Raw genomic sequence first — 26645 nt, forward strand, 5'->3', positions numbered from 1 at the left:
CTGCTATTTGACGGTCCAAACCCGACCTAGAGGCCGTCCCGCAGTTGGGGCGGCCGAAGATGGAACATGGCGACAGGAGAGAGATTCATGGCAAAGCCACCGAAAAATGGAAAGCCGAACATCCTCGTCATCTGGGGCGACGATATCGGCATCAGCAACCTGAGTTGCTACTCGCATGGGCTGATGGGCTACCAGACGCCCAATATCGATCGCATCGCCAGGGAAGGCATGATGTTCACCGACAGCTACGGCGAGCAGTCCTGCACCGCGGGCCGGTCGTCCTTTATCACGGGACAAAGCGTGCTGCGGACGGGTTTGTCGAAAGTCGGCATCCCTGCGGCGCCGATCGGCATGAACGAGAAGATCATCACCATGGCCGGCGCACTCAAGAACCAGGGTTATGCGACGGGCCAATTCGGCAAGAACCACCTCGGCGATCTCAATCACATGCTGCCGACAAATCATGGCTTCGACGAGTTCTTCGGGAACCTGTACCACTTGAACGCCGAGGAAGAGCCGGAGATGTACGACTACTATCCGGAGAAGGATTTTCCCAACCTGCTCAAGAACATCAAACCGCGCGGCGTGATCCACTCATGGGCGACCGACAAGGACGACCCGACCGAAATGCCCCGATGGGGCCGCGTGGGCAAGCAGAAGATCGAGGACACAGGTCCGCTAACGACCAAGCGGATGGAAACCTGCGACGATGAGTTCGTCGCGGCAGCGAAGGATTTCATCAAGCGCGCCAACGATGCCGGCAAGCCATGGTTCATCTGGCTGAACACCACCCACATGCACTTCATGACGCACACCAAGCCGGAAAGCCTGCGTCAGGCCGGCCGCTGGCAGTCACCCTATCATGACACCATGATCGACCACGACAAGAACGTCGGCGAGATGCTCGATTTCCTCGACGAGCTCGGCATCGCCGACGACACCTTCGTGCAGTACTCGACCGATAATGGCCCGCACCGCAACTCTTGGCCGGACGGCGGCATGACGCCGTTCCGCAGCGAGAAGAACACCAACTGGGAAGGCGCCTTCCGTATTCCGCTGCTGGTGCGCTGGCCGGGCAAGATCAAGCCTGGCTCGATCTCGAACGAGATCGTTCAGCACCACGACTGGTTCCCGACCTTCCTCGCCATCGCCGGCGAGCCCGACATCGAGGAAAAGGTGAAGAAGGGTTATCAGGCCTGCGGGCGCACCTACAAGAACCACCTCGACGGTTTCAACTTGGTGCCCTACCTGACGGGCGAGACCAAGGAGAGCCCGCGCAAGCTGTTCATGTACATCAGCGACGACGGCGATATTCTGGCCGTGCGCTACGACAACTGGAAAGTTGTCTTCATGGAACAGCGCCTTCCGGGAACGATGGGCGTCTGGGCAGAACCGTTCGTCCGGCTGCGGCTGGCCAAGTTCTTCAATCTGCGAACGGATCCTTACGAGTTCGCGGACATTACCTCGAACTCCTATTACGAGTGGCTCCTTTATCACGCCTACATCCTCTACGGCGCGATGACGATCGCGCAAAAGTTCGCGGCGACGTTCAAGGAGTTCCCGATCATCCAGAAGCCGAACACCTTCACCATCGATGATTCCATCAGGGTGATGGAGGACACGGCCGGCGGTGCCGGCCACTGAGACAAGGGACGCGGGCGGGAGCTTTCACCCGCCCGCGTCCCTTGCAAATCCGGAAGATGTCCATGACGAACGATTCACTTCCCTCCTGGAACGACGGCGCGGCGAAATCCGCAATTCTCGATTTCGTCGCGCGCGTGACCAAAGAAGGCGGCCCCGATTTCGTGCCGCCCGCCGAACGCATCGCCATCTTCGACAATGACGGCACGCTCTGGTGCGAACAGCCGCTGCAGGTGCAGTTCTTCTTCGGCCGCGAGCGGCTGGAGACCATGGCCCGGAAGGACCCTGGTCTGAAAGAGCGGCAGCCGTTCAAGGCCTATCTCGAACGCGACATGGCGGCGATCCACGATCTCGGAAAGAAGGGTCTGCTCGAAGTCGGTGCCGCCGTCCATGCCGGCATGACGGAGGACGCGTTCGAGGAATATGCACGCAACTGGCTGGCGACCACGAAGCACCCGAAGCTCGGACGGCTGTTCACGGAGCTCACCTACCGGCCTCAGGTCGAGCTTCTGGATTTCCTGCGGGCACACGGCTTCAAGACCTTCATCGTCTCCGGCGGCGGTATCGACCTCATCCGTTGCTTTTCCGAAGAGCGCTACGGCGTTGCCCGCGATCAGGTCGTCGGCTCCAGCGTCAAGACGCGTTTCGAAATGCAGGATGACCGCGGCGAACTTGTGAAGCTGGCCGAGATAGACTCCTTCGACGACCGCGAGGTCAAGCCGCATAATATCGGCCTGCATATCGGCCGCCGTCCGATCCTGGCCTTCGGCAACTCCGACGGCGATCTCGCCATGCTGCGGTACTGCAAGACGGGGCCTGGGCCGCGCCTGGCGCTGCTGATTCATCACGACGACGCGGAGCGCGAATTCGCTTACGACCGCGAGTTCCGTCTGAGCCCGCTCGCCGAAGCCCTCGACAAAGCAGACGAATACGGCATCGTTGTCGTCAGCATGAAGCGGGATTGGCGCACGGTATTCGAAACGGGTTGAAACGATGATGGAAGGAATGCGAGGTCGGATAGATGAAGGAATGGCTGATCGTCATAACGGAGCACGGGATAGTCATCATCGACTGGATGGCGCTTGTCATTGTCCTGATCGGGACGGTGGAGGCGTTTTTCCTGGGCCTATCCGCAATGCTCGGCTCGCTATCCGGCCACGAGCGGCGCGACATCTGGCTGCGCTACGCCCGCTGGCTGGTGGCCGCCCTCACCTTCCAGCTCGCGGCCGATATCATCGAGACGTCGATCACGACGGATTGGGAGGCTGTCGGGCGCATTGCGGCGATCGCGGTGATCCGCACCTTCCTCAACTACTTTCTCGATCGTGATCTGTCGGAGATCCGGGAACGCCAGAAGGAAATCTTGGAGGCGCCGACGCCAGCCATTCCGAAGGAACATTAGGCCTTGGCTTGCCGACTTGAGGCGTTGCCGCACGACGCGTCCAACATCCCTGGCCTCCAAACGAGCACGCCTCGTGCCGGAATCCCGTTGTCCCACGGACAAGGTGCGAAACCCTGCCGTGACCAACAATCTGTCACGATAAAAAAGAGCACCTTTCCGTCGCCGGTCGGTCGGCTTCTGCCTTCCGGCCTCGCCGGACAGCGCCCTAATAATTCGGACACGCCGCACTTGAATTGGTGCTGGTAAAATCCGGCTCCTCCGGCAGATTAATCAACCTCAAATAGGCATACCGATTCACGACTAGCGGACCGACCTTTCCGCTGGCGAGGCCATTTATTCGTCGAAATCAGCCAGGGAGCCGCAAATGACAGCCACAACGTCGACCTTGCAGTTTTTTCTCAATGGAAAATCGGTAACGATCGAAAACCCCTCTCCTTCTACGTTGCTGGTTGATTATCTGCGGTCGCCGGAGGTGCGGCTGACAGGCACGAAGAAGCCCTGCGGGCAAGGCGGGTGCGGTGGCTGCACGGTCATTCTTTCGGACTGGCCGGATGGAGGCCCCGTCAGGCACCGCGCCATCAATTCCTGCCTGCGCCGGCTCTGCTCGCTGAATGGAATGGCGATTACAACGATCGAGGGGACAGGCAGTGTACCCCCGTCGCTGGCTGCCTATCCCGCACATCATCCAACCGCCTCACGCGGTGGGCCGGATTTCCACGATTCCCTGCCCTCCAGCCTGATTGAAGCCGTCAAGCAGGTAAAGGCAAGCAACAGGGGCGATCTCGCACTGGCCGCAGGCCCCGACATCTCGCAAATCAATCCTGTGGCCCATGCTCTTTCAAGCAACAATGGCAGCCAATGCGGCTATTGCAGCGTTGGCTTCGTGATGAACATGTCGGAGTTCATCACGAACAATCCCCAGGCCACCAAGCAGGATATCGAAGACATTTTCGATGGCAATCTCTGTCGATGCACGGGATACCGTCCAATCCTCACCGGCATGAAAACCCTGGCCAGCGACTGGTCCTCGGAAGACGAGGACAACCGGATGAAGTGCATGGAGGATCCGGAGATCGACATTCCGAAAGGAACGCCGGTCAGAATCGACGCACCGACCTCGCCATTTCCAGTGGAGCCCCTGGACGTTCCGGGATCTGTGCAGTGGTTCACGCCGTCGAACATGGATGAACTGGCAGCGGACGCGGCCGGCCTGACGAAGGGCGGCAAGACGTTCCGTTTCATACATGGCGGCACGTCCTATGGGATCTACAAGACCGAGTTCGAAACCGTCGACGCCTTTATCGACCTGCGGTACGTCCAGGAACTGCAAGGCAAACCCAGCCCGGCATTTCACGATCAGCTTAACTACACTCTTCCCGCCTGCACCACCTACAATGAGCTCATCGAATTTATCGTCAACCTCGATGACGACTCTCCCGATTTTGCCGCCATACTGTACATGGCCGAAAGAACGGCCGGGCGGATCGTCCGAAATGCCGCTTCGATCGGCGGAAACTTCATGCTGTGGCTCCATCACGTTGCCGGCGGCAGCGGTGAGCCGTTCCCGTCCGACCTGACGCTGGCCCTGATCGGCACGAGCATGACCGTAACCTATTATGAACTGGATCTCGCCAATGGAGCGCCGGGACAGCAATCGACCGATCAGGTCGATGCGCTCCTTGCCAAGATCGAAGCCGATCCCACCTTCCCCGCCAGAATTGTGATCGTCAGCTTCCAGATCACTCCCGTCCGTACCTCCATCACGGATGCTTATGAGCGCTACTTCTCCTTTGCCCAGAAGGTGGCGCTGCGGGAGGTGAATTCGCATTCCATCGTAAACTCGTTCATTTCATTCGATGTTGATACCCAGTCGGGGAACGTGGACAGCCCTGGCAAGGTCATATTCGGAGGGATAAATGCCTCTTACTGGCGGGCGTCGACCATCGAGGGCTGGTTCTGGAACGGGAAGGTTTTCTCGTATGAAAACCTGCTGTCCGCCTGCGCGCAACTCAAGGCAGACGTAACGCAAGCTCTGGTGGATTCCGCAGCTCGAAGGGGCGAAGCTCCATGGGAAGGATTCACCGACGCGTACAAGGCGAACCTTGCCGTGGCGATGTTTTACAAGGCGGGGGTCGCGGTTCTTGTAAGGCTGGGCTTCGCCATGCCGGTCAACGCCAATTCTGCCGGGGAAATGACCTGGGGAACCTGGGCGGTCAGCGATGGCCTTCAGGATTACGCCGCACAGGATTTCAAGGCCCCGGTCGGTCAGCCCTATGTCAAGGCGACGGCCCTGGAGCAGTGCTCGGGCCGCACGCACTATACCCACGAACTCGCCTATCCCCAAGGGACCTTGCATGCCGCCTTCGTGCAGAGCCGCAACGCCCTGGCCCAATTTTCATTCCAATGGGAAGGCAACCCGGTTCAACCGGATGATCTCAACGGTGAGTTGGCGGACATGTTCCCGCGCTTCCGCCGGCTGCTGACATGCGAGGACGTGCCCGTCCGGCCAGCCAATTTCCAAGGCATGGGCGGCGACCAACCGATGTTTGCCGAAGGCTCCGTTCTTTATTTCGGGCAGGCGATCGCAATGGTGCTTGCCGATACCGAAGAGGATGCGAACCTGATTGCCGACTATGTTTCCGCGCATTGCCTCGGCTACCAGCCGATCGGTTGGGACGCAGGTTGGCAGGACCCGATCCTGGCGATCGAGGACGCTATCGCAAAGGGAAGTATTTTTCCCGACACTCCATCTACGGCGTCGTATCTGTGCCACATCTGGAAGGTGACCCGTCCGCGCAGCCGGTTTGATTGGATGGCCACCCTGCCCGCCATTCCGAGCGACTTCGACGCAGATCCGGCGACGACGGACAACGTGCTTGTCGACGGGGCGAATTGCATCCGAGTCGTGAACAACCAGAAAACCGGCGGTCAGGCGCACTTCTACATGGAAACGCAAGCCTGCCTGGCAGTTCCGGCGGACGAAGGAAGGATCGTCGTCAATTCATCGACCCAGAGTCCGATGGAGATGCATCAGACGGTCGCCTCGGCTCTGGGGCGCCAATACAACAAGGTCAAGATCCAGACACGGTTGCTGGGCGGCGCCTTTGGCGGAAAAACCGAGCAGGCGCGTTTCACCACGGGGCCGACGGCCGTCGCTGCCGCGGTGATCGATGCGCCCGTCCGACTGGCGATGGCCCGCGACAGCGATATGGCGATGATCGGCAAGCGGCACGCCCTTTACGGAGTGGGACAGATAGCCGTCGATGACGGCTCCGTCCGTCCCGAAGACAAAGGGAGGATTAAAGGCACGCATCTGACGCTCTGGGCAGACGGCGGCGCATATTACGACTGTTCTTTCGTGGTCACGAACTGTATCCAGACCCGCATCGACAACGCCTACATGATCGGCAACTTCGAGAGCCAGATCGACGCCTGCAGGACCAATACGCCTCCAAATACGGCGATGAGAGCGTTTGGAGACATTCAGGCGACCAATATCCTGGAGAACCTTATCGACGACGCTGCGACCGCGGTTGGTCTTCGCCCGGAGGATCTGCGGGAGAAGAATTTCTACCAGCGGGGTGAAGTCACGCCTTACGGCCAGACCTTGACCGCCTGTTACATGCTGGAGGTCTGGAATTACCTGAAGGAAAAATGTCAATTCCAGAATAAGCTTATGGAGGTTCAAGCGTATAATGCGCAGAACAAATGGAGGAAGAGAGGCATTGCGCTCATTCCCGTCAAATACGGATCGGGATACAATTTCGAGCAATTGAAGCAGTCCTCTGCGATCGTCGTGGTCAATCAATCGGACGGCTCGCTCGTCATCCATCAGGGCGGTGTCGACATGGGCCAGGGCTTGTTGACCCAGGTCAGGCAGGTGGCGGCCTATGTGCTCAACATCCCGCAGTCACTCATCCATGTGGAAAGTCCGCAAACGGATACAACTCCCAACACCAGCAGCTCGGGTGCCTCGACGGGAACGCCCTATAGCGCGGAGGCGGTGAAGCGCACCTGCGAGCAACTGCGGCAAGAATTGAACGAATTCGGCTATCGGCTGCTCAAGGACAATGGAAATGACTGGTGCCGGGCGCATGGGTTTGACTTCTGGAACTACGGCGAGGCCGGCTGGAACACCGAGGTCACCATCAACGACAACACGGCCTTGATCTGGCAAAACCTGGTCAACTACGCCTATGTACAGCGACTGCCGCTGACCGCAACGTTCAACGCCAATATCGAGCACGGCGACTTCGACATGCCGGTGCTGACCTTCAAGCAGGCCGGGGATCAGCCGAATATTCCTGGCATCACGCGGGCGAACGTCGCAACGGTCACAGACGTGCAGAACCAGTTCGTCGGGTTCACCTACTCGGCAGCCTGCTCGGTCGTCGAGGTCGACATCCTCACCGGCGAGACCAAGATACGCAGTTCCGACCTCGTCTATGACGTTGGCTGGAGTCTGAACCCCGCGCTCGACGTCGGGCAAGTCGAGGGCGCCTTCGTTCAGGGCGTCGGCTTCCTCATGACAGAGGATCTCGTCTACCAGCCCGACACGAATGCGGGAAACGAGAAGGGGCAACTCAATACGACGAATACATGGCGGTATAAGATCCCTGCGCAGGTCACGATCCCACTCGAGTTCAACGTATCGCTGTTTCCGCGCAACGATCCCTCGGTGGTCAACATCCCTCCGGACGATCAGGGGATCTTCTCTGCCAAGGAAGTCGGGGAACCGCCGCTGGTGCTGGCGAATTCGGTCTTCTTCGCCATCAAGGATGCAATCCGGGCATCGCGCGTGGAACGCGGCCTGTCCGGCCTGTTCAACTTGAGAGCACCCGCTACCGTTCAGGAGGTGCGTCGCGCATGTGCCGTCGATCTGCCTGACTGAGCCGCGATCACCGGGGCAGCTTGCCTGGTCGGGCCTCAATCGGCCCGCATCTTGTGCGTACGCTCGAGCACGGCGTCCGGCACGACCGAACGGCGGTTGACCGCGACGTAGTCCGCGAACTCGTTCTTGAGCACTTCGATGAATGCCGTCAGATAGCTGGGGTGGACGCGTCCGCGCGGCACGAGCATGGAGATGCGGGCGGGCTCGATCGCGCCCTTGGAAAGGGGAACCCAGGCCAGTGCACCTTCGCTGACCTCCTTTTCGACGCCGAGCGAGGTCAGGAATGCAATACCGAGGCCCGCGCGCACGAGCGCCTTCAATATGCCGGGGCGCTCGGCATGGGCGACCACGTGGCCAAGGGGGTAATTCCCCTGAAACAGAACGTTGAGCCCGCTGTGGGAAAGCCATTCCCGCCCCGGAACGATCAGCGGGTAATCGGCACAGTCGGATAAGGATAGGACGGGCCGCCGTGCGAGAGGATGGTCCTGCGTCATGATGACCCCGATGGGTTCGCTCACGGTGTAAACGGTCTCCGCCCTGACATTGTCGCTGACGTCGTAGGCGAGTACGACATCGGCATCCTTCGCCAACAGCTCGTTGGTGATGCGCTGATTGTCGCCGGAGATGACCGTGTAGTCGACATGCGGGAAGCGCTGGTGCAGCTTCGTCATCGCGCATGGAAGCACATGTTCGGTGAAGGTTTCCGCGGCCGCGATCCGGATCGTACCCCGCACGCCGCCGCGCAGGCTGCCGATCTCCTGTTTCAGCAGTGCGCTTTCACGGTTCCAGCGCCTGATATGCCCAAGCAGCACCTCTCCCGCCGCGGTCGGTCGTATACCCCGCGGCAACCGCTCGAACAATTCGATACCCAGCTCTTCCTCCAGCAGGATAAGCTGGCGATTGATTGCCGACGACGCCACATGCAGGCTTTCGGCGGCCCTTCTGATCGAGCCGTGCCGCACCGCAGTGTCGAAATAGAGAAGCGCCGTGCGCAGGAGCGCCATCTTTGCACCTCGAAGCGATCCAATAATTCGCGCAGTAAGCGCGAAATTTACTGCTAGTGCAATGCTTTTGATGATGCTTACTATTTCACAGCTTGAATGAAAGTGCCGTCAGAGCACCGTCAAGCGATGCCGGAACGCCACCCGATCACGCTTGTCCCGGGGGCTTCCACATGGGGAACAGAATGAATGCATCAACCATGGCACTAGGAAGCCGCGACCTCGCTCCATCGCCACGCTCCTCCGGGATTGCCGAAACGATGCCTGCGGCCATAGAAATCAGCAACGTATCCATGTCCTTTTCGGGCAATGGCCGTCAGGTCGATGTGCTGGATGATATCAGTCTGGCCATCCCACGCGACCAGTTCGTTTCGGTCGTCGGCCGCAGCGGCTGCGGAAAATCGACGCTGCTGCGCATCATCAGCAATCTCGTTGCGCCCTCGCAGGGTAGCGTCCGCATCAACGGAACAAGCAGCGAAGAGTACCAGCGGAAGCGCAAGTTTGGCTTCGTGTTCCAGGAAGCATGCCTGTTTCCGTGGAAAACCACGCTCCAGAACGTGGAATTGCCGCTTGAGATCATGGGCGTGATGTCGGCGTCCGAGCGGCGCGAAAGAGCCCGCGAACTCCTCGGCCTGGTCCGTCTTGACGGATTTGACGACCACTATCCTGCACAGCTTTCCGGTGGAATGCGTCAGAGGGTGGCGATCGCCCGAGCTCTGTCCTACGAGCCCGAGTTCCTGCTCATGGACGAGCCCTTCGGTGCGCTCGACGATTTCACGCGTCGAGAGATGCACGACGAGCTCATCAATATCTGGAAGTCACGCAGCTTGACGGTGCTGTTCGTCACGCATTCCCTTTCCGAGGCACTTTACCTGTCCGACCAGATCATCGTGATGGCGCCACGCCCGGGTCGCATAAAGGCGGTCGTGCCCGTGATCGAGCCGCGTGTAGCCGATCCCGCAATCCGGGCGAGTGCCGCTTATGCTCGCCAGATCCAGGAACTGGAGGCGCTGCTTCATGAGCAATGACAAGACGACGGTCGGCCCCGGCAGGCGGTTCAGCGCGTTTCGGCGCGTCGCGGAACTCGGCCCTTCCCTTGCGCTGTTTCTGGCGGTTGCCTGCTTTTGGGAAGCGGCGGTACGTCTCTTCGATATCCCCGGATACCTTCTGCCTGCACCGAGCGCGATCGCCGGCAAGATGTACGCCGTGCGCGGAATGCTGCTTGAGAACCTGATATCGACGATGACGGCCGCCGTTCTCGGCTTTGCGATCGGCACCGCCTTCGCTGTCCTTCTGGCGGTTCTTTTCCTCTATTCGCGCATTGCCGAGCGCGCGCTTTTCCCTTGGGCGATCACGCTCAAGACCATTCCCATCCTCGCGATTGCGCCCTTGCTTACCATATGGCTGGGCTTCGGTTTGGCGCCGAAGGTCGCGATCGCTGCGATCGTCTGCTTCTTTCCGACACTCGTGAATGCGGCAAAGGGTTTTCGCACCATCGACCGGCAGTCCCTCGAATTCCTGACGATCATCGGTGCCTCGCGCAGTCAGACATTCCGTCACGCCCGGCTCTATGCCGCGCTGCCCTACATCTTTGCGGCGGCGAAAATCAGCTCCAGCATGGCGGTGATCGGAGCGATCGTCGCCGAGTTCACAGGCGCCAATCTCGGCATCGGCACAGTCATCGTCACCGCCGGCTACCAGCAGGATTCCGCCATGCTCTTTTCCGCGATCGTCGTCTCCTCGATCGCCACCATCCTCATGTTCTACCTCGTTGTCGCCGTCGAAAAACTCTGCCTCTTCTGGCCAGAGGCCACCGCCGATGTTTGATCAGCCCTTTCCGGAGAAACCCGTCATGACAGCTGGCTTCAAGACCCTGCTCGCCCTCATCCTCCTATCGGCGGCGTCCCTGCCGACGGCAGCGCCTGCCTCTTCCACCGATGACGTATCGCTGCGCCTGCCCTGGCTCCTCAACGTCCAGTCGGCAGGTTATGTGATGGCGAAGAAGCAGGGCTTTTATGAGCAGGCAGGGCTGAATGTCGACATCATGCCTGGCGGTCCGAACCTCAATTCGACGGCACTGGTGGCCTCGGGGGCCAATACGTTCGGGACCAACGACGTAAGCCAGATCGTCTTGGGCGCCGCGAACGGCATGGACCTTGTCATGGTAGGCGCCTGCTTCCAGCGCCATCCGGGCGGCGTGATCTCGCTGGCGTCGGAGAATATCAAGGAGCCGAAGGACCTTGCCGGCAAAAAGCTCGCATATAACGAAGGCGGGCCATGGGTCCTCACACGGGCGATGCTGGCAAAGGCAGGCGTTGCCCTCGATCAGGTTCAGCTTGTGGTTTCGCCCAGCACCGAACTGCTGCTCAACGGTTCGGTGGACGCAAAAACCGGCTTTGCGATCAACGAAGCGGTCGCGCTCGATCTGCAGGGTCACAAAACCTCTGTGCTCCTGCCCTCCGACTACGGTGTGCAGACCTATGCGGAGGTGATCTTCACGACCCGAAAGATGGTCGATGAAAATCCTGATCTGGTGAAGCGCTTCGTGGCGGCGACCCGGAAGGGATACGACTACGCCTTCGCCCATCAGGACGAGACGGTCGCAGCCGTCCTGGAACTCAACAATCAGCTCGACCCGAAGCAGCAAGCCGAGCAGCTCAAGCTTCAAGAGAGCTACGTCTACACGGATTTCACCGAAGTCAATGGCGCTTGCGCGTTCGATGGCACGGTCATTCGCGATACGAAGGCAATGCTCCAGGAGTTCGGAGGCCTCACGGCAGATGTCGATGTCGAGGCGCTCTACTCCACCGATTTCATCCCCCACAAATAAGCTTTCAAGAGGAAACACGGCCATGAACCTCCAGCACACGCCCATCCATCCCGACGGGGTCCAGATGCACCTCAAGATCAAGCCGGGCGATGTGTCCCGTTACGTGCTGACGCCGGGAGATCCGGGACGCGTCCCAGTCGTGGGCAGTAGCTGGGATACCTATGAGGAGGTCGCACATTTTCGCGAATATCGGACCGCCCGCGGCACGCTCGACGGCGTGGATATTACCGCATGCTCCCACGGAGTGGGCGGCCCTTCGACGGATATTGCGGTCGTGGAGCTGTCGAACTGCGGCGCCGACACCTTCATCCGCGTCGGATCCTGCGCGGCATTGCAGCCGGAAATCGAACCCGGCGATCTGGTGATCTCGACCGGTGCGTTGCGTCTGACGGGCACGGTGGACGCCTATGTCGACAGGTCCTACCCGGCTGTCGCCAATCACGAGGTCCTTATGGCGCTGATCCAGGCGGCGGAAGAGATGGGCGAGAAATACCACCTGGGCCTGGCCGCCAGCGTGGACAGTTTCTATGCCGGCGAAGTCAATCCCATGCCCGGGGGTTTCTGGCAGTCGAAGATGGACCACGTGCTGGAGGATCTGCAGCGGGCCAAGGTGGCAAACTTCGAAATGGAAGCGGCCACGATCTTTACCCTGGCTCAACTCTTCGGCTTCCGGGGAGGCATGATCTGCTCGGTCGGCGCGAACCGCATCACGCGCAAGCGGGCGGACTCGGCCGACTCGATCAAGCGCTGCTGCGCCGTGGCAAGCCGTGCGGTCGTGATTTTGGCCGGCTGGGATGCGAAGAAACAGGCGGCCGGAAAATCGCACCTCTTCCCGTCCCTGGTGGCCTGAGTTCGTAGAACGCCGACATGTCGCTCAAGATCGTCTTTGACACGGATCCCGGCATCGATGATGCCACCGCGCTTCTGTTCCTGAATGCGAGCCGGAATGTGGAGCTGCTCGGCATCACGACGGTTTTCGGCAATGGTGACATCGATACGGTCACGCGCAATGCGCGATACCTGAAGCGCCGGTTTTCCATCGCCGCGCCAATCGCCCGTGGGGCGGATCGAGCCCTGCGGATCGATGCAGCTCCCCCTCCGGTCCATGTGCATGGGATCAACGGTCTGGGCAACGTGCGGATCGATGAGAACGCCCTGCCCGCCCTTGATCCACGCCCCGCCCATCGCTTCATCATAGACCAGGTGCGCGCCCACCCGCATCAGGTCACTTTGCTGGCCGTGGGTCGGCTGACCAATCTCGCCCTGGCGCTTTCGGAGGATCCGGCGATTGCGGAGTTGGTAAAGGACGTGGTCGTGATGGGAGGGGCGTTCGGCCTTGCCGGCCCCAACGGCAATGTCACGCCCGTGGCGGAGGCGAACATCATAGGCGATCCGCATGCCGCGGACGTGGTGTTCGGTGCGTCCTGGCCGGTAACGGCCGTCGGACTTGACGTGACCCGGCAGGTGATCATGCGCCCCGCCGATATCGAGATACTGGCACGCGAGAGCGGGGATGCCGGGCGGTTCGTTGCCGACATATCGCGGCATTATATGGCGTATCACCAGCGCTTCGGCGTCGACGGTTTCTACGTCCACGATTCGACGGCGGTGGCCTTCGTCCTGGATCGCTCGCTGTTTGGAACTCGACAAGGGCCGATAAGGGTCGCGACCGAGGGGATAACGATCGGCCAAACCATCCAGAAGGACCGATCGGTTTTCCACCCGCCGGGTGCCTGGGATAGCGCCCCCGATCAGTCGATCGCCGCCTCCGTCGATCGCGATGGTGTCCGGCATTTGCTCATGCAAGCCTGTCTGACGTCGGATGCCGCTCGGGCGGGGCGGCTTCTTTCAAATTGACGACATGCATATTCACTTCATTTGCCGAGATTGGAAACACCGATGGCGGACGAGCAAAACAGCACTCTGTTAAACGCGCTCCTCGGCGCCATCGAGGAGGAGATCATTCCGCGAACAACCCTTGGCGTCGAACAAGGAAACAAGATTTTCGGTGCGGCTCTTCTCAAAAAGGCGGACTATTCCGTCGTACTGGCCGAGACCAACAACGAGATCGAAAATCCACTGTGGCATGGGGAGGTTCATACGCTGAAACGCTTCTATGAGCTGCCCGCTGAAATGCGTCCGAGCCCCAGCGAGCTGATATTCCTCTCCACCCATGAACCGTGCTCGATGTGCCTTTCGGCCATCACCTGGTCAGGCTTCGATAATTTTTATTACTTCTTCAGCCACGAAGATTCCCGGGATGCGTTTGCAATTCCACACGATCTGCGAATTCTGAAAGAGGTATTCACTCTCCGCCCCGGCGGCTACAGACGCGCCAATGCCTTCTGGAGAAGCCACTCAATCAAGGAGATGGTACAAAGTGCTCCCTCTCCTCTGCGCAGACAGCTGGACGCGCGAGCCTCGATGATTTCCAGGCGCTATGCGGAGCTTTCGGAGAAGTATCAGCGAGCCAAGGATGGGAATTCTATTCCCTTGAGATAGCTCTTGCGGAATAGCGTCCCCTTCCCTCCGTGCATGCGAGGGTCTTCAGTCCAGCTTTGAAAACTTCCGGCTGAAGCGGAGCTCTAATGCGAATAGGGTCCAAGACCTGTCACATCAGCTTTCCCCTGGCGGTAACAGGCCAGAGAGCTTCGACGCGCCCGTTGCGGACGCAGACATACCAGTCATGGAGATTGCAGGTCGGATCGCAATGGCCGGGGATCAGCTTCAACTGCTCGTTCAAGCGCAAAGTATGGCCGGGGTCACCGATAGTGCCATGTTCGTCTGAGGCGTCGATATAGGTCAGATCGGGCCTCTCGAAAAAGACGGGCAGGCCGCTGTCTACCGAATGCGCCTTGTCAGCCGGAATCTCTCGCCGACAGCTTCGCATGCGCCGCTGCAGAGCTAGTTCCGCTATCCGCAGACGGATACAAAGATCAAGGCTGCCTGATTTGCCGGCGCATGTTTGTGGAGACCCACGAACGTGCGCCCGCCCTCCGCCAACCCAGGCGACGCCGCGACCTTGGCAGATAACCACGAGGAGCCGGGTCCGTAGCCCACCGAACTTGCCGGGCCTTCCCTTAGGCGCTCTCGCTATAGCCTCGGACCGGTGCGGCGGTTGCGGGCAAAACGCGATTGACGGAATTCCGTTTCACAGAGCGCCACACAGCGAGATTTTAATCCTGCATCCCTGCCGATCTGCTGGAAATATAGATTTTTCTTCTCTTTAAAGAGCAATTCCCATTGGCCTCCGGCATGATTTAGTATAGTGTTTTGATAGAAAACAAGCCAGGTCGAGGACTTGAGATATGACCCTTTCCCTCACAGCGCCGGTACTCCTGACGGGAAATCGTATCCATGCCTCGCGCATTGCCTGTTGTCGTTTCTCCCCGTCCCGAATGCGGACCTCGCTCACCCGAGACACGCACATCGCTGAAAGACAAGGCCCGAGAAGGCGGAGAAACGAAAATGCAGAGACAAGTCATTGAATATGGCGGCATCCCGGTCGGAATAACCGTTCCCCATAACGACAAGCTGCGGTTCATTGCCGTGAAATTCCACGTCATCGATCTGGACAATCGACAATTCGCAAGCGTCGGCGAGTTGAAGGCCGCCATCCGCGATCATCTCAATTCCCGATCGGCGATGGCAGCGTAATTCTTTATTCCGATCAGGGCCCTTCATGCGCAGCCTGCACGCCGTGCGTCAGACCAACATGGCTGATCCCGACGGTTTCGACCCCGATGCCGTGCCGGATGCGGAGCGCTTCATCCCCGATCCCGAACTGTCTTCAGGCGGTCGGCATGGGCCTCGTGCTCGCCGATCTTCTCACGCATGAAAAGCTCACCGCGCGGCAGGCGGTCCGTCGCTCCGAAGGCCGCCACCGGCTCGTGCTCGGGGCGCCCGGCGGCGCTCGGCAAGAAGGATGCCACGATCCTTCGCAGATTCGGCGTGCAACAAAATAACCGATAAAGACGTTACAAAGGTTACTTTGCTTTGGCCATTCGCGTTTTCGGGCGCGAAGCGAACAGGAGGTGGGAGATGCTGACCCTCCACAAAACCAGGCACAATCGCAAAACCGTTAACGGTGTGGAGATCGCTTATCGCGACGCGGGATCGCACGAAAAGCCGGCGCTTTTGCTTCTGCACGGCTTTCCGAGTTCGTCGCACATGTTCCGGCATGTCATCTCGCCCCTGTCGGATGTGGCATATGTCGTGGCGCCGGACATGCCGGCGTTTGGGTTTTCCGCGGTGCCTTCGGCAAAGGAATACGAGTACACGTTCGAGAACATCTCGCGCACGATCGAGACATTGCTGGACGAATTGGGCATCGGCCCGTGCTATCTGTATATGCAGGACTGGGGCGTGGCGGTCGGCTATTATCTTGCGACCCGCTCTCCAGACAGGGTCCTCGGCCTGATCGTCCAAAACGGAAGCGCCCACGACGAAGGACTGGGTGCTGAATGGGACGGCGCCAAGGCATATTGGGCGGATCCGTCGGCGAAGAACAGGGCCAATCTGCCCGATTGGCTCAATTTCGACGGAACGCGCAATGAATATCTCGGCGGGCTGCCTGATGCGTTGACACCGCTCATTCCGCCGGAATGCTGGCACTTGGATTGGGAGAGGTCTTCGCGGCCGGATGTGATCGACATCCATTTCAAGTTGTTCTGCGACTTCAAGAACCATGTCGCGCGTTTCCCGGAGATACGAACCTATCACCGCGAACGTCAGCCGCCCTGCCTCGTTCTGTGGGGGCGGCACGATCCGTTTTTCCAACTGGGCGAAGTGATGGCCTATAATCGCGCGCTCGGAACGGTGGAAACGCATGTGTTTGACGCCGGGCATTTCCTGCTTGAAACGCACGCGCAGGAATGCGCCGCCCTGATCGGCGATTTTATCGGGAACATGGAGACGCGCCGACGCGAGGGCGTTTGAGGAGCCTCAGCCGGCTCGATGTCGGCGGGCTTTCTCTCGGTTGCCGCATGTGCTCATGCTGCACCACCGGCGTTGGCCGCTCCTGGATGCGTCAAGAAACAGCCAGCCGCAGCGCGGACATGCCCGAACGCGCTCTTTCGGCAGAACGAACAGCGCTTCGACCACGAGCAAGGAAAGCGCGGGCGGGATTGCGTCGGGGCTGGCCAGACTGTCGGGGAGTGCTTTCAAGGCGCCCTCTTCGGAAAATAGGCCGTGCTCGAACACGCCGGCCGCGGCGGATCGAAGAAGGGCTTCCAAGGGCTTCTTTGGTGGGGCGCGGCTTTCAGACACGGCGCTAAACACGGCCCACGCGTTCTCGCGGACCCGGCGAACGGCCCTGACAAATCGCTCGTCGCGGCCGGCGGCGAGCCTGGCTGCCTGCGAAGACGAGACGAGGCCGACCGATTGGCACCAGGTGCTTACATCCGCGCTGCTCTTCAGCAGTTCGTTGTCGGCAATTGGTTCGGCGCGGTTGAAGACCGTGTTGGTCAGATCGAGCGCGGGGTGGCCGCCGATGAAGTGACCCTCTTCCCAAGGAGAAATGGCGTGTCGGACTTTGACAGGAACCATCTGCAATGAACCGCGCGAGCAGCGGCATCAGTAACCGCTCGTCCGCTCATAAAGGGTTACGCACCATGTTGCCAGAGCCAAGCGGCGATCGCGACAGCTGTGATTGCAAAAGCGCGGCCATAACCCGCCTATCGAACGGGAACAGGCCTTCCGCGCGAGCGTTCCTTCCATGAGCGTCAACCTTTGGAGAACCGCGATGGCTGAAGACAAGAAGGCACGGGAAGCCGTGGAACATGCCGACAGGACAGGCAGGCTTCAAAGACCGCCGGCCGGGCCGCATGCCAAGGAACACCTGACGGACCGGGAGAAGACGCCCGGCACGGGTTCTCTCCCCGAGCCCGACGCGAAGGAAGCGGATGCCGGACCGGATTGATCCGGGTCACCGCGTAGGGAACCGGCCGGCAGCGCGGCAATGCAGGCCATGCGACGCCTTGGCGCTTGCCCGGATCGTCGCACGCCGGTAACACCGCCTGACGGATCGGTCGGACAAGCGGGCATGGCAGGCGAAACAATCACACTCTACGAGGCGATCGGCGGCGACCGGACGGTGCGCGCGCTGGTGAAGCGTTTCTACGAACTGATGGACACGCTGCCGGAAGCCGCCCGCTGCCGCGCCATCCATCCGCCGAGCCTCGAAGGCAGCGAGGCGAAGCTCTACGATTATCTGACCGGCTATCTCGGCGGTCCGCCGGTCTATGTCGAGAAATACGGCCACCCCCGGCTTCGCTCCCGCCATTTCGGCGCGGCGATCGGCCCTGAGGAGCGCGACGAATGGATGCTCTGCTTCCGCCGCGCCATGGAGGAGACGATCGAGAACGAAAAGTTGCGCGAGATCATCTGGCCGCCGATCGAACGGCTCGCCTTTCACATGCAGAACAGGGAATAGTGCTTTGGAAGGACTCGGGTATTTCAGGCCGTTGATTCTGTTTGTGAGCGGCGCGATGGGAGCTGCCGGCGTCGCTCTGGCGGCGGCGGCAAGCCATGGCGGCGACACGCTCTTCCTGGGCTCTGCGTCCACCATGTGCCTGGCGCATGCACCGGTCCTGCTCGGCCTCTATCTTGGCCACAAGGCGTTCCGGACGGCGACGCCGGCAGCACTTGTGCTGGGGCTCGGAACGATCATCTTCGCCGGCGACCTGGTTGCGCGGCACTATCTCGGCGCGCGGCTGTTCCCGCTTGCCGCGCCTTTGGGCGGCATGGGCATGATGCTCGGCTGGCTGCTCGTGGCTGCGGGGGCGTTTTTCGGGCGCAGAGAGATTTAAGCCCCCTCTGGCCTGCCGGCCATCTCCCCCACAAAGGGGGAGAAAACTCGTGGCACGGCCTTGCCTCATCCGTTAGTCCCTCTCCCTGTGAGTTGTGCGATCGCATATGGGACGTGAGGCGGTCCGGCATCTCTAACCCTCCCCCTTGTGGGGAGGGTGGCCGGCAGGCGGGAGGGGTTTCCAAGTCCGACGCAGACGGGACTTTGCCTACCGCCGGAACGCCAGCACCCGCCCCGCTTCGGCGGGCGGCACATCGGAGTAATGGGATTTCACGCCGGCGGGGAAGGGCACGACATTGGTCATGTCGGCCTGCGCCTCCGCACGCGCCGTCAGCAGCGCATAAAGTTCCGGCACCAGTCCGTCGCCATTCTGTTCGGCAAGCTTGTGCAGGCCGATGAAGAGGCTGACGTCACGACGTTCTTCGTTCATCATTGCGTTCCTTCATGGTCTGGAGCGCCCGCTCCAGACTGGATTTCGAGCCGTTGCGCAGGGGGACGAAGGCGACGCCGAACTTCTTGCAGCCGGACTTCACCCTCAGACACGCATCGTGGCTGATACAGTCGATGGGGCAGAAGACGCAGTCGACCGAGGGCAGCACGGTATCGATGCGCGAGACGGCTTCACGCAGACCGCCGTCGTGGTGGATCAGTTCCGCCCCGTAATTGCTGGCGATCTCCCGAAGATGCGCCACCTGACAGTCGCGCCCTCCGACATAGAGGAAACTGCGGACGTCGATCGCGCCACCGTCACCGCGTGCCGGTGCCTTGGACGCGTCCTCCGCGCCGCTATTGCCGTTCTTCCGCTTCTGCTTCTTGGCCATGGTGCTCCCCATCCGACTCTCGGGGCCGGAACCCTCGATGGAGCGCACCTTAGTAAACTTGATTTTCAGAGTAAAGATTAAAGTCGACTCTTTTTATCAGGATATATCCAGGCACCTGACAGGCCGACTCGCCGTCAAAATTTTACCGTTTGATAAATTTTTCGGCTGTGATACCTTTTCCGCAATAGTTGTCCATGAATCCGACAAAAGAGGGAACATAAGATGGATCGACTGGGAAACGGCCAGATGGCCGGGATTTCGGCTGGGCGTCTTTCGCAGGCCCAGTATGAGACGAATTTCGCCGACCTCCACCCGCGTCTCGATAGGCATGAGGCGCTGGTCGCCGCCGACCGCTGTTATTTCTGCTACGACGCGCCGTGCATGACGGCCTGTCCCACCTCCATCGATATCCCGCTGTTCATCCGGCAGATATCGACCGGCAATCCGCTGGGTTCGGCCAAGACCATATTCGACCAGAACATCCTGGGCGGCATGTGCGCCCGCGTCTGTCCCACCGAAACGCTCTGCGAAGAGGCCTGCGTGCGCAACACGGCGGAGGACAAGCCGGTCGAGATCGGCAAGCTGCAGCGCTACGCGACCGATATCGCCATGGAACAGGGCCGGCAGTTCTACAGCCGTCAGGCTCCGACCGGGAAGACGGTCGCGGTGGTCGGCGCCGGTCCTGCCGGTCTTGCCGCCGCCCACCGGCTCGCCATGCATGGCCATTCCGTCGTGGTCCTCGAAGCGCGCGAGAAATCGGGCGGCCTCAACGAATACGGCATCGCCACCTATAAGGCGGTCGACGATTTCGCGAGCCGCGAAGTGGATTACGTGACCGCCATCGGCGGCATCGTGATCCAGAACGGCCAGGCGCTGGGCCGGGACTTTTCGCTCTCCGATCTCACATCCAAATATGACGCCGTCTTCCTCGGGATGGGGCTTCAAGGCGTCAACGGCCTCGGCATCGAAGGCGAAAATCTCACCGGCGTCGAGGATGCGGTCGATTTCATCGCCGCACTCCGGCAGGCGAAGGACAAGGCGACAATCCCTATCGGGAGGCGCGTCGTCGTGCTCGGCGGCGGCATGACGGCGATCGACGCCGCGATCCAGTCCAAGCTGCTCGGCGCCGAGGAGGTGACGATCTGCTACCGCCGCGGCAAGGAGAGCATGAACGCCTCAGGCTATGAGCAGGATCTCGCCACCGCCAACGGCGTTATCATCCGCCATTGGCTGGCCCCGAAATCCATCATCGGCAAGGACGGCACGGTGCGCGGCATCGAGGTTGAATATACCGCAGTCCAAGACGGCAGGCTCGTCGGCACCGGCGAAACGGGCGTCATTGCCGCCGACCAGATCTTCAAGGCGATCGGCCAGAACTTCTCCGCTTCCGGTCTCGGCGCCCTGCAGTTCGAAAGGGGCAAGATCGTGGTCGATGCCGAAGGCCGCACCTCGATCGAGGGCGTATGGGCCGGCGGCGACTGCATCGGCGTTGGCGAGGACCTGACCGTCTCGGCCGTCGCGCAGGGTCGCGACGCGGCTGAAAGTATCAACCGCGCCTTGGCCGCCGGGGCGCGGCCGGCCACCGCAGTGGCTTGAGGGAGGATTGGACCATGGCTGATATCCGCAACGATTTCGTCGGCATCAAATCGCCCAACCCCTTCTGGCTCGCCTCCGCGCCGCCGACCGACAAGGCTTACAACGTCGAGCGCGCCTTCAAGGCAGGGTGGGGCGGCGTGGTCTGGAAGACGCTCGGCGAGGAAGGCCCGCCGGTCGTCAACGTCAACGGCCCGCGCTATGGCGCGATCTGGGGCGCCGACCGCCGCCTGCTCGGCCTCAACAATATCGAGCTCATCACCGACCGCGACCTCTACACCAATCTCACCGAGATGAAGCAGGTGAAGAAGAACTGGCCGGACCGGGCGATCATCGCCTCCATCATGGTGCCCTGCACCGAGGAGGCCTGGAAGGCGATCCTGCCGCTGGTGGAAGAGACAGAGGTGGACGGGATCGAGCTGAATTTCGGCTGTCCGCACGGCATGTCCGAACGCGGCATGGGTTCGGCCGTCGGCCAGGTGCCGGAATATATCGAGATGGTGGTGCGCTGGTGCAAGCAATATACGCGCATGCCGGTCATCACCAAGCTGACCCCCAACATCACCGATATCCGCAAGCCCGCCCGCGCGGCGAAAGCCGGCGGAACCGACGCCGTCTCGCTGATCAACACCATCAACTCGATCGTTTCCGTCGATCTCGACAGTTTCGCGCCGAACCCGGCCGTCGGCGGCAAGGGCAGCCATGGCGGGTATTGCGGCCCGGCCGTGAAACCGATCGCCCTCAACATGGTGGCCGAGATCGCGCGCGATCCGGAGACCTACGGCCTGCCGATCTCCGGCATCGGCGGCATCACCACCTGGCGGGATGCGGCTGAATTTTTAGCGCTGGGGGCCGGCAACGTGCAGGTCTGCACGGCAGCGATGACCTACGGCTTCAAGATCGTCCAGGAGATGATTACCGGCCTCTCCGACTGGATGGACGAAAAGGGCCACCGCACCCTCGGCGACGTTATCGGACGCGCCACCCCCAACGTCACCGACTGGCAGTATCTCAACCTCAACTACATCGCCAAGGCGCATATCGACCAGGACGCCTGCATCAAATGCGGCCGCTGTCACATCGCCTGCGAGGACACCTCGCACCAGGCGATCACCGCGATGGTCGATGGCGTGCGCCATTTCGAGGTGATGGAAGAGGAATGCGTCGGCTGCAATCTCTGCGTCAACGTCTGTCCGGTCGAGAACTGCATCACCATGGAGCCGCTCGCGGCAGGCGCGCTCGACAGGCGCACCGGCAAGGTGGTCGAGCCGACCTATGCCAACTGGACGACCCATCCGAACAATCCGATGGCGAGACAGGCCGCGGAGTAATTTCCACCCGGAGCGATCGTCATCCGTAAAGCGACACTTTACGGATGACGATCTCATGCTTATATATCCCCATGAGGATCCGGAACATCGTCCACAAGGGGTTGCGCCGCTTCGTTGTCGACGATGATCCGACGGCGCTGCAGCCGGCGGTGGTTCCGAAGCTGCGGCGCATGATTTCCTTTCTGCAGGACATGGAAACCGAAAGCGAGCTGCGGACGGTGTCGAGCTGGAAGGCCCATCAATTGACGGGCGATCGCAAGGGGACGTGGAGTCTGTTCGTTACCAAGAACTGGCGGCTGACATTCCGAATCGAGGCCAAGGAGATCGAAATCATTGATCTCGACTACGAAGACTATCACTAGGAGCGACCAATGGCTGAGGCACTCGGCATTCGCATGAAAAGCCCGGCGCACCCCGGGGATTTCCTGAAGCATGAGGTTCTCGATGAACTGCAGCTCTCGGTCACCGAGGCCGCAGGGATATTGGGTGTCACGCGCCCGGCGCTCTCCGCTCTGTTGAACGAGCGCTCCTCGCTTTCGCCGGAAATGGCACTCCGGTTCGAGAAAGCTTTCGGCCTCTCCATGGACACGCTGATGCGGATGCAGAACAGCTTCGATATCGCCGAAGCACGCCGACGCGAGGGGGATATCCACGTTCTCCCCTACAAAGCGCCGACGGCCGCGAGTGCCCCGAAACAGCGATAATCTCCACGGACATCTCGCAATAGGACGCCCGGTCAGCTCGGCCGGGGCATTTTTGCCCGGGCGCTGCGGATCAGGAACGCCATGCGGTCGCGCGAAAGCGCCGCCTTCTCCTGTTTGGCATGCTCGCTGAAGGCGATGGAGCCGCCCGGCGTGCTGAGCAGGCAGCGATATTGCGGCCCGCCTTCCCCGCCATCCTCTTCCTCTATGACCGGCGAAGGCAGGCGATCGGGATCGATATGCTGCTCGTCATGGGTCCAGAGCCAACGACGGGTGACCAGCCAGTCGCCCGCTCCGTTCTGCCGGACCGAAACCACGGGCCGGGCAAAGGCGCGGATTGCGAGCCAGCCCCCCACGCCCCAGAAGAACAGGATGACGAGCGACCGGAACGGATCGTCGGCAATGCCGCCGTCACGGATGAAAACCGAAGTCGCGAGCAGGAGAATGGCGAACCAGGCAACCACGAAAAGCCAGCCGTAAAGCGGCCGCAGGTTTCTAAAAAGCAGTCTCTCCATGGCCGATGCCTCCCAAGACTTCTTTTCAACATCGGCATTATACCACGATTTCCGGAATGGTGAGCATATGGAAGGCTCGCACCGCCAATCGGGGCGCGAGCCTGGCTGTCAGAACTCGATGACGATCTTCCCGAACGCTCCGCGATCGAGATGCGCGAAGGCTTCCGCCGCCTCCTCGAAACGATAGCGCCTGTCGATCACCGGTTTCAGGCCGGTCGCATCGACACCGCGGACGAAGTCTTCGAGCGCCCGGCGATGCCCGACGGAGATACCCTGAATGGTCGGCACCTTGAGAAGCAGCGGCAGGGCCGGACCGGAGACGTCGAACCCTTCGAAAACGCCGATGACCGAGATGCGGCCGCCAACCGCCACCGCCTGCAGGGAGTTTGCGAGGCCTGGCCCCCCGGCAATTTCGAGGATGTGGTCGGCGCCGTAATCGCCGGTGATCTCATAGACCCGCTCCACCCAGCCGTCGCGTGGCAGAAGATGGTCGGCGCCGAGCGACCGGGCGCGTTCGAGCTTTGCCGGGCTGGACGAGGTGATGAAGACTTCCGCGCCATGGGCCTTGGCGATCTGGAGCCCGAAGAGAGCGACGCCGCCCGTTCCCTGGATGACCACCTTGTCGCCGGCCTTCAAACTGCCCGCCTCGATCAGCGCGAACCAGGCGGTGAGCCCGGCGCAGGGCAACGTGCTTGCTTCCGCCGCATCGAGGGTCGCCGGTGCCGCCACGAACCAGTCCTCCGGGAAAGTGACGTATTCGGAAAGCACACCGGGAAAGTAGCCGCCCAGCGTCTTATAGGGCGGGTGGCGGGCATCCCCCAATCCTCCGCCTTCGATGCGGCCCGGCGAGAAGGTCGAGATGACCCTGTCGCCCGGCTTGAAGCGCGTCACGCCGGAGCCGACCGCTTCCACCACGCCCGCCATGTCCGAGGCCGGCACGAAGGGAAATCTGAGCGGCAGGTCCATGCCGGTTTCCAGCACCAGCTTGTCGCGAAAGTTCAGCGATACTGCCTCGGTCCGCACCAGCACCTCCCCGGCGCCGGGTTCGGCGATCTCGGCTTCGCGGATACGGAAATCCTGCGGCCCGGGCGCGGCCATGCTCCATTGCCTTGCCATTCTCATCACATTGCTCCTTCAAAGTTGCGATGAGGTGAGCATATCGTTGAAAATCCGTCCGCAGTTGCGATAGTATCTCGCCATAATGGTGCCTGAACGGATACAAAATGGAACAGCTCAACGGCATTCCGGTCTTTGTCGAGGCAGTCGAAGCGGGCGGCTTTTCTGCCGCGGCAAAGAAGCTCAATCTCACGCGGTCGGCGGTCGGCAAGACGATCGCAAGGCTGGAGGAAAGGCTTGGCGTCCGGCTTTTCCACCGCACCACCCGCAGCCAGAGCCTGACCGAGGAAGGCCGCTTCTTCTATGAACGATGCCTGCGCGCGGTCGAGGAAATCCGTTTGGGCGAGGCGCTCCTGGAATCCGGACGCCGCGAAGTCCGGGGCAAGCTGCGCGTCACCATGCCGGTGATCTTCGGCCGCCAATGTGCCGCACCGATCCTCATCAGGCTTCTGGAAAAACATCCCGGCCTGGAGCTCGACCTTTCCTTCAGCGATCGCGTTGCCGATCTTCTGGAGGACGGTTTCGATCTTGCCGTCCGCAACGGGCCGCTGAAGGACGAAGCCGACACGATGACGCGCAGGCTCGCGACGCAGCGCCTGACGGTCTGCGCCTCGCCGGCCTACCTGGAAAAGCACGGAGAACCGCTAAGCCTTGACGAACTGCCCGAGCACGAAGGCATTGTCTACGGCAAGCGGGACAGTCACCGCACGTGGGTCTTTCCGACACCGGACGATCCGTGGAGGACCGTCCTGCCGCGCACGCGGCTGCGGCTCGACGATCTCGATGCTATAAGGGATGCGGCCTGCGACGGCATCGGCCTCGCCTGGCTGCCCTGCTGGATGGTCCGCGACCACGTGGCGGCCGGAAGGCTGCGGCAGGTGCTGAAAAACGTCACGCCCGTGATCTTCGAGACCCACGCCGTCTGGCCGAAATCGCCCGTCATGCTGCCGAAGGTGCGGCTGGCGATCGATACCCTGGCAAGGGAACTGCCGCCCTTCATGGAATAACCCGGACCGCCCGATCGCGACCTTGCCCCTCTCCGAGAAAATGGCAGAGCCCGGTCAAGCCTCGTCTTCCGGCTCGTTCAAAAGGTCGAGCATGGCGCTGAGCGCGCGGGTGACGTGCCGTTCCGCATGATGGAGCGCCGAGAACTGCCTCAGCGGCATCGGAAAATCCGCGACATGCAGCCGGCCGGAGAAGGAATGAGAGGCCGCGGCCCGGCTGGAAAGCACCGTCGCCGCAAGACCTGCTTCCACCGCCGCCATGGCCGCCTCGTTCGAGGGCATTTCCATGACCACGGAAAGCGACTGCGGCTCGATGCCGAGATTGACGAGCTGCGCCTCGAAGGCCGAGCGCGTGCCCGAGCCCTTTTCGCGCATGATCCAGTTGGTTTCGAGAAGGTCGCTGGACCGGATCCTTCGCCCGTCCGCCCATGGGTGGCGGCTGCCGACCACGAGGACCAGCCGGTCCTCGGCGACCTTGCGGCGCTTCAAACCGGCGAGGAACACCTCGCCCTCGACGACGGCCAATTCCGCCGCCCCCGCCAGCACCGCTTCGGCCGCACTCTGGGTATTGCCGACGGTCAGCCGCACGTCGACGCGCGGAAACCGCTCGTGATAGCTGACGAGGCGCGCCGGCAACCAGTAACTCGCGACCGTCTGGCTGGCATGCACGCGCAGCACGCCGGAGGCCGAACCGCCGAGATCGGCGAGCGTATGCTCCGCCATCCGCGCCCTTTCCAGCACGGCACGCGCCTCCGGAACGAAAAGACGGCCAGCTTCCGTGAGCTCGATCCGCCGCCCGACCCGGTTGAAGAGGATCACCGCATGCCGCGCTTCCAACGCCGAGATCGCCGCGCTCACTGCGGATTGGGTGAGGTTCAGCGCCTCCGCCGCCCGGGTCACATGTTCGCGGGCCGCCACTTCGAGAAATATCCTGAGCTGATCCAGTGTCATCCGCCGATCAATCGTCTTAGTCGAACAATATGAGAAGACT

Annotated in this window: 27 protein-coding genes and 2 pseudogenes; 21 read left to right on the forward strand and 8 right to left on the reverse strand. The window is 61.2% G+C overall.

Annotated elements, in window-relative coordinates; all coding sequences use genetic code 11:
• The first annotated feature begins 87 nt into the window (after window positions 1-87).
• The 4 genes from ACMGE0_RS26085 (at window position 88) to ACMGE0_RS26100 (ending at window position 7934) form a co-directional block, all read left to right on the forward strand.
• Window positions 88-1644: an arylsulfatase gene (locus ACMGE0_RS26085; RefSeq protein WP_436818800.1), complete on the forward strand. Its 1557-nt coding sequence runs from the start codon at window positions 88-90 to the stop codon at window positions 1642-1644.
• Between the two features lie 62 nt (window positions 1645-1706).
• On the forward strand, window positions 1707-2630 hold the full coding sequence (locus ACMGE0_RS26090; RefSeq protein WP_436818801.1) for an HAD family hydrolase: 924 nt from the start codon (window positions 1707-1709) through the stop codon (window positions 2628-2630).
• 32 nt (window positions 2631-2662) lie between these two features.
• Window positions 2663-3043 carry a DUF1622 domain-containing protein gene (locus ACMGE0_RS26095; protein ID WP_436818802.1) on the forward strand — a complete coding sequence of 127 codons (381 nt, stop codon included), beginning with the start codon at window positions 2663-2665 and terminating at the stop codon, window positions 3041-3043.
• 364 nt (window positions 3044-3407) lie between these two features.
• Window positions 3408-7934 carry a molybdopterin cofactor-binding domain-containing protein gene (locus ACMGE0_RS26100; protein ID WP_436818803.1) on the forward strand — a complete coding sequence of 1509 codons (4527 nt, stop codon included), beginning with the start codon at window positions 3408-3410 and terminating at the stop codon, window positions 7932-7934.
• Between the two features lie 35 nt (window positions 7935-7969).
• Here the strand turns inward: ACMGE0_RS26100 and ACMGE0_RS26105 are convergent, their stop codons facing one another.
• On the reverse strand, window positions 7970-8938 hold the full coding sequence (locus ACMGE0_RS26105) for a LysR family transcriptional regulator (RefSeq protein ID WP_436818804.1): 969 nt from the start codon (window positions 8936-8938) through the stop codon (window positions 7970-7972).
• A 290-nt stretch (window positions 8939-9228) separates the two neighbouring features.
• Here ACMGE0_RS26105 and ACMGE0_RS26110 point away from each other — a divergent pair, with 290 nt between their 5' ends.
• From ACMGE0_RS26110 to ACMGE0_RS26135, 6 genes are read left to right on the forward strand one after another with little or no spacing between them, the layout of a single operon-like run.
• Entirely contained in the window at window positions 9229-9963 is a 735-nt protein-coding gene (locus tag ACMGE0_RS26110; RefSeq protein WP_436818805.1) for an ABC transporter ATP-binding protein, read from the forward strand.
• A complete protein-coding gene (locus tag ACMGE0_RS26115; protein WP_436818806.1) occupies window positions 9953-10762 on the forward strand; it encodes an ABC transporter permease in 810 nt (269 codons plus the stop codon). Before ACMGE0_RS26110 ends, ACMGE0_RS26115 begins: the two co-directional genes overlap by 11 nt.
• Window positions 10763-10787: 25 nt before the next feature.
• On the forward strand, window positions 10788-11765 hold the full coding sequence (locus ACMGE0_RS26120) for an ABC transporter substrate-binding protein (protein ID WP_436818807.1): 978 nt from the start codon (window positions 10788-10790) through the stop codon (window positions 11763-11765).
• A gap of 22 nt (window positions 11766-11787) precedes the next feature.
• Entirely contained in the window at window positions 11788-12615 is an 828-nt protein-coding gene (locus tag ACMGE0_RS26125; RefSeq protein WP_436818808.1) for a nucleoside phosphorylase, read from the forward strand.
• A gap of 17 nt (window positions 12616-12632) precedes the next feature.
• Window positions 12633-13622, forward strand: coding sequence for a nucleoside hydrolase (locus ACMGE0_RS26130; protein ID WP_436818809.1), 990 nt, complete (start codon window positions 12633-12635; stop codon window positions 13620-13622).
• A gap of 42 nt (window positions 13623-13664) precedes the next feature.
• Window positions 13665-14267: a nucleoside deaminase gene (locus ACMGE0_RS26135; protein WP_436818810.1), complete on the forward strand. Its 603-nt coding sequence runs from the start codon at window positions 13665-13667 to the stop codon at window positions 14265-14267.
• 109 nt (window positions 14268-14376) lie between these two features.
• Here the strand turns inward: ACMGE0_RS26135 and ACMGE0_RS26140 are convergent.
• Window positions 14377-14622, reverse strand: a pseudogene (locus ACMGE0_RS26140) (DSD1 family PLP-dependent enzyme); the annotation flags it as partial.
• Window positions 14623-15233: 611 nt separating this feature from the next.
• Between ACMGE0_RS26140 and ACMGE0_RS26145 the strand changes: the two are divergent.
• From ACMGE0_RS26145 to ACMGE0_RS26155, 3 genes and pseudogenes are all read left to right on the forward strand, one after another.
• Window positions 15234-15422 carry a hypothetical protein gene (locus ACMGE0_RS26145; protein WP_436818811.1) on the forward strand — a complete coding sequence of 63 codons (189 nt, stop codon included), beginning with the start codon at window positions 15234-15236 and terminating at the stop codon, window positions 15420-15422.
• A gap of 55 nt (window positions 15423-15477) precedes the next feature.
• Window positions 15478-15664 (forward strand): annotated as a pseudogene (locus ACMGE0_RS26150) (NtaA/DmoA family FMN-dependent monooxygenase); the annotation flags it as partial.
• 142 nt (window positions 15665-15806) lie between these two features.
• Entirely contained in the window at window positions 15807-16703 is an 897-nt protein-coding gene (locus ACMGE0_RS26155; protein WP_436818812.1) for an alpha/beta fold hydrolase, read from the forward strand.
• Window positions 16704-16709: 6 nt separating this feature from the next.
• Here ACMGE0_RS26155 and ACMGE0_RS26160 read toward each other — a convergent pair whose 3' ends face one another.
• Complete coding sequence (locus tag ACMGE0_RS26160; RefSeq protein ID WP_436818813.1) at window positions 16710-17312, reverse strand: CGNR zinc finger domain-containing protein; 603 nt, start codon at window positions 17310-17312, stop codon at window positions 16710-16712.
• Between the two features lie 196 nt (window positions 17313-17508).
• Here ACMGE0_RS26160 and ACMGE0_RS26165 point away from each other — a divergent pair, with 196 nt between their 5' ends.
• From ACMGE0_RS26165 to ACMGE0_RS26175, 3 genes are all read left to right on the forward strand, one after another.
• On the forward strand, window positions 17509-17685 hold the full coding sequence (locus ACMGE0_RS26165; RefSeq protein WP_436818814.1) for a hypothetical protein: 177 nt from the start codon (window positions 17509-17511) through the stop codon (window positions 17683-17685).
• A gap of 123 nt (window positions 17686-17808) precedes the next feature.
• Window positions 17809-18198 (forward strand): group II truncated hemoglobin, encoded by a 390-nt coding sequence (locus ACMGE0_RS26170; protein ID WP_436818815.1) that lies wholly within the window; start codon window positions 17809-17811, stop codon window positions 18196-18198.
• Window positions 18199-18253: 55 nt separating this feature from the next.
• Window positions 18254-18574, forward strand: coding sequence for a DUF423 domain-containing protein (locus ACMGE0_RS26175; RefSeq protein ID WP_436818816.1), 321 nt, complete (start codon window positions 18254-18256; stop codon window positions 18572-18574).
• A gap of 207 nt (window positions 18575-18781) precedes the next feature.
• On the opposite strand, the gene ACMGE0_RS26180 is transcribed toward ACMGE0_RS26175, so the two are convergent.
• Both ACMGE0_RS26180 and ACMGE0_RS26185 read right to left on the reverse strand, forming a co-directional pair.
• On the reverse strand, window positions 18782-19003 hold the full coding sequence (locus tag ACMGE0_RS26180) for a hypothetical protein (RefSeq protein WP_436818817.1): 222 nt from the start codon (window positions 19001-19003) through the stop codon (window positions 18782-18784).
• Window positions 18984-19394: a DUF2325 domain-containing protein gene (locus ACMGE0_RS26185; RefSeq protein ID WP_436818818.1), complete on the reverse strand. Its 411-nt coding sequence runs from the start codon at window positions 19392-19394 to the stop codon at window positions 18984-18986. Before ACMGE0_RS26185 ends, ACMGE0_RS26180 begins: the two co-directional genes overlap by 20 nt.
• 222 nt (window positions 19395-19616) lie before the next feature.
• Between ACMGE0_RS26185 and ACMGE0_RS26190 the strand changes: the two genes are divergently transcribed.
• The 4 genes from ACMGE0_RS26190 to ACMGE0_RS26205 all read left to right on the forward strand — a co-directional run bounded on the left by ACMGE0_RS26190 (window position 19617) and on the right by ACMGE0_RS26205 (window position 23022).
• Window positions 19617-20990, forward strand: coding sequence for an NAD(P)-dependent oxidoreductase (locus tag ACMGE0_RS26190; protein ID WP_436818819.1), 1374 nt, complete (start codon window positions 19617-19619; stop codon window positions 20988-20990).
• Between the two features lie 14 nt (window positions 20991-21004).
• Entirely contained in the window at window positions 21005-22318 is a 1314-nt protein-coding gene (gene preA / locus ACMGE0_RS26195) for an NAD-dependent dihydropyrimidine dehydrogenase subunit PreA (RefSeq protein ID WP_436818820.1), read from the forward strand.
• A gap of 71 nt (window positions 22319-22389) precedes the next feature.
• Window positions 22390-22680, forward strand: a complete 291-nt coding sequence (locus ACMGE0_RS26200; protein ID WP_436818821.1) for a type II toxin-antitoxin system RelE/ParE family toxin — start codon at window positions 22390-22392, stop codon at window positions 22678-22680.
• 9 nt (window positions 22681-22689) lie between these two features.
• Window positions 22690-23022: a HigA family addiction module antitoxin gene (locus ACMGE0_RS26205; protein ID WP_436818822.1), complete on the forward strand. Its 333-nt coding sequence runs from the start codon at window positions 22690-22692 to the stop codon at window positions 23020-23022.
• A gap of 32 nt (window positions 23023-23054) precedes the next feature.
• On the opposite strand, the gene ACMGE0_RS26210 is transcribed toward ACMGE0_RS26205, so the two are convergent.
• Together ACMGE0_RS26210 and ACMGE0_RS26215 are read right to left on the reverse strand one after the other, a co-directional pair.
• A complete protein-coding gene (locus ACMGE0_RS26210; protein ID WP_436818823.1) occupies window positions 23055-23534 on the reverse strand; it encodes a hypothetical protein in 480 nt (159 codons plus the stop codon).
• Between the two features lie 108 nt (window positions 23535-23642).
• The gene (locus tag ACMGE0_RS26215) at window positions 23643-24656 is read right to left on the reverse strand and encodes a zinc-dependent alcohol dehydrogenase family protein (protein ID WP_436818824.1); all 1014 of its coding nucleotides are present in this window, start codon (window positions 24654-24656) and stop codon (window positions 23643-23645) included.
• 101 nt (window positions 24657-24757) lie between these two features.
• Here ACMGE0_RS26215 and ACMGE0_RS26220 point away from each other — a divergent pair, with 101 nt between their 5' ends.
• Complete coding sequence (locus ACMGE0_RS26220; protein ID WP_436818825.1) at window positions 24758-25657, forward strand: LysR family transcriptional regulator; 900 nt, start codon at window positions 24758-24760, stop codon at window positions 25655-25657.
• 54 nt (window positions 25658-25711) lie between these two features.
• On the opposite strand, the gene ACMGE0_RS26225 is transcribed toward ACMGE0_RS26220, so the two are convergent.
• Window positions 25712-26605, reverse strand: a complete 894-nt coding sequence (locus tag ACMGE0_RS26225; RefSeq protein ID WP_436818826.1) for a LysR substrate-binding domain-containing protein — start codon at window positions 26603-26605, stop codon at window positions 25712-25714.
• Between the last annotated feature and the right edge of the window lie 40 nt (window positions 26606-26645).

The sequence above is a fragment of the Neorhizobium descurainiae genome (assembly GCF_051400715.1).
Lineage (GTDB): Bacteria > Pseudomonadota > Alphaproteobacteria > Rhizobiales > Rhizobiaceae > Neorhizobium.

What these genes read in the sequence shown, in the direction of transcription:
- ACMGE0_RS26125 (WP_436818808.1), top strand. Translation starts at nt 11,788, where the DNA reads ATGAACCTCCAGCACACGCCCATCCATCCCGACGGGGTCCAGATGCAC.
- ACMGE0_RS26160 (WP_436818813.1), bottom strand. Translation starts at nt 17,312, where the DNA reads ATGGTTCCTGTCAAAGTCCGACACGCCATTTCTCCTTGGGAAGAGGGT.
- ACMGE0_RS26120 (WP_436818807.1), top strand. Translation starts at nt 10,788, where the DNA reads ATGACAGCTGGCTTCAAGACCCTGCTCGCCCTCATCCTCCTATCGGCG.
- ACMGE0_RS26105 (WP_436818804.1), bottom strand. Translation starts at nt 8,938, where the DNA reads ATGGCGCTCCTGCGCACGGCGCTTCTCTATTTCGACACTGCGGTGCGG.
- ACMGE0_RS26085 (WP_436818800.1), top strand. Translation starts at nt 88, where the DNA reads ATGGCAAAGCCACCGAAAAATGGAAAGCCGAACATCCTCGTCATCTGG.
- ACMGE0_RS26095 (WP_436818802.1), top strand. Translation starts at nt 2,663, where the DNA reads ATGAAGGAATGGCTGATCGTCATAACGGAGCACGGGATAGTCATCATC.
- ACMGE0_RS26220 (WP_436818825.1), top strand. Translation starts at nt 24,758, where the DNA reads ATGGAACAGCTCAACGGCATTCCGGTCTTTGTCGAGGCAGTCGAAGCG.
- ACMGE0_RS26145 (WP_436818811.1), top strand. Translation starts at nt 15,234, where the DNA reads ATGCAGAGACAAGTCATTGAATATGGCGGCATCCCGGTCGGAATAACC.
- ACMGE0_RS26205 (WP_436818822.1), top strand. Translation starts at nt 22,690, where the DNA reads ATGGCTGAGGCACTCGGCATTCGCATGAAAAGCCCGGCGCACCCCGGG.
- ACMGE0_RS26180 (WP_436818817.1), bottom strand. Translation starts at nt 19,003, where the DNA reads ATGAACGAAGAACGTCGTGACGTCAGCCTCTTCATCGGCCTGCACAAG.
- ACMGE0_RS26225 (WP_436818826.1), bottom strand. Translation starts at nt 26,605, where the DNA reads ATGACACTGGATCAGCTCAGGATATTTCTCGAAGTGGCGGCCCGCGAA.
- ACMGE0_RS26210 (WP_436818823.1), bottom strand. Translation starts at nt 23,534, where the DNA reads ATGGAGAGACTGCTTTTTAGAAACCTGCGGCCGCTTTACGGCTGGCTT.
- ACMGE0_RS26090 (WP_436818801.1), top strand. Translation starts at nt 1,707, where the DNA reads ATGACGAACGATTCACTTCCCTCCTGGAACGACGGCGCGGCGAAATCC.
- ACMGE0_RS26215 (WP_436818824.1), bottom strand. Translation starts at nt 24,656, where the DNA reads ATGAGAATGGCAAGGCAATGGAGCATGGCCGCGCCCGGGCCGCAGGAT.
- ACMGE0_RS26100 (WP_436818803.1), top strand. Translation starts at nt 3,408, where the DNA reads ATGACAGCCACAACGTCGACCTTGCAGTTTTTTCTCAATGGAAAATCG.
- ACMGE0_RS26130 (WP_436818809.1), top strand. Translation starts at nt 12,633, where the DNA reads ATGTCGCTCAAGATCGTCTTTGACACGGATCCCGGCATCGATGATGCC.
- ACMGE0_RS26170 (WP_436818815.1), top strand. Translation starts at nt 17,809, where the DNA reads ATGGCAGGCGAAACAATCACACTCTACGAGGCGATCGGCGGCGACCGG.
- ACMGE0_RS26165 (WP_436818814.1), top strand. Translation starts at nt 17,509, where the DNA reads ATGGCTGAAGACAAGAAGGCACGGGAAGCCGTGGAACATGCCGACAGG.
- ACMGE0_RS26185 (WP_436818818.1), bottom strand. Translation starts at nt 19,394, where the DNA reads ATGGCCAAGAAGCAGAAGCGGAAGAACGGCAATAGCGGCGCGGAGGAC.
- ACMGE0_RS26155 (WP_436818812.1), top strand. Translation starts at nt 15,807, where the DNA reads ATGCTGACCCTCCACAAAACCAGGCACAATCGCAAAACCGTTAACGGT.
- ACMGE0_RS26200 (WP_436818821.1), top strand. Translation starts at nt 22,390, where the DNA reads ATGAGGATCCGGAACATCGTCCACAAGGGGTTGCGCCGCTTCGTTGTC.
- ACMGE0_RS26175 (WP_436818816.1), top strand. Translation starts at nt 18,254, where the DNA reads ATGGGAGCTGCCGGCGTCGCTCTGGCGGCGGCGGCAAGCCATGGCGGC.
- ACMGE0_RS26115 (WP_436818806.1), top strand. Translation starts at nt 9,953, where the DNA reads ATGAGCAATGACAAGACGACGGTCGGCCCCGGCAGGCGGTTCAGCGCG.
- ACMGE0_RS26190 (WP_436818819.1), top strand. Translation starts at nt 19,617, where the DNA reads ATGGATCGACTGGGAAACGGCCAGATGGCCGGGATTTCGGCTGGGCGT.
- ACMGE0_RS26110 (WP_436818805.1), top strand. Translation starts at nt 9,229, where the DNA reads ATGTCCTTTTCGGGCAATGGCCGTCAGGTCGATGTGCTGGATGATATC.
- preA (WP_436818820.1), top strand. Translation starts at nt 21,005, where the DNA reads ATGGCTGATATCCGCAACGATTTCGTCGGCATCAAATCGCCCAACCCC.
- ACMGE0_RS26135 (WP_436818810.1), top strand. Translation starts at nt 13,665, where the DNA reads ATGGCGGACGAGCAAAACAGCACTCTGTTAAACGCGCTCCTCGGCGCC.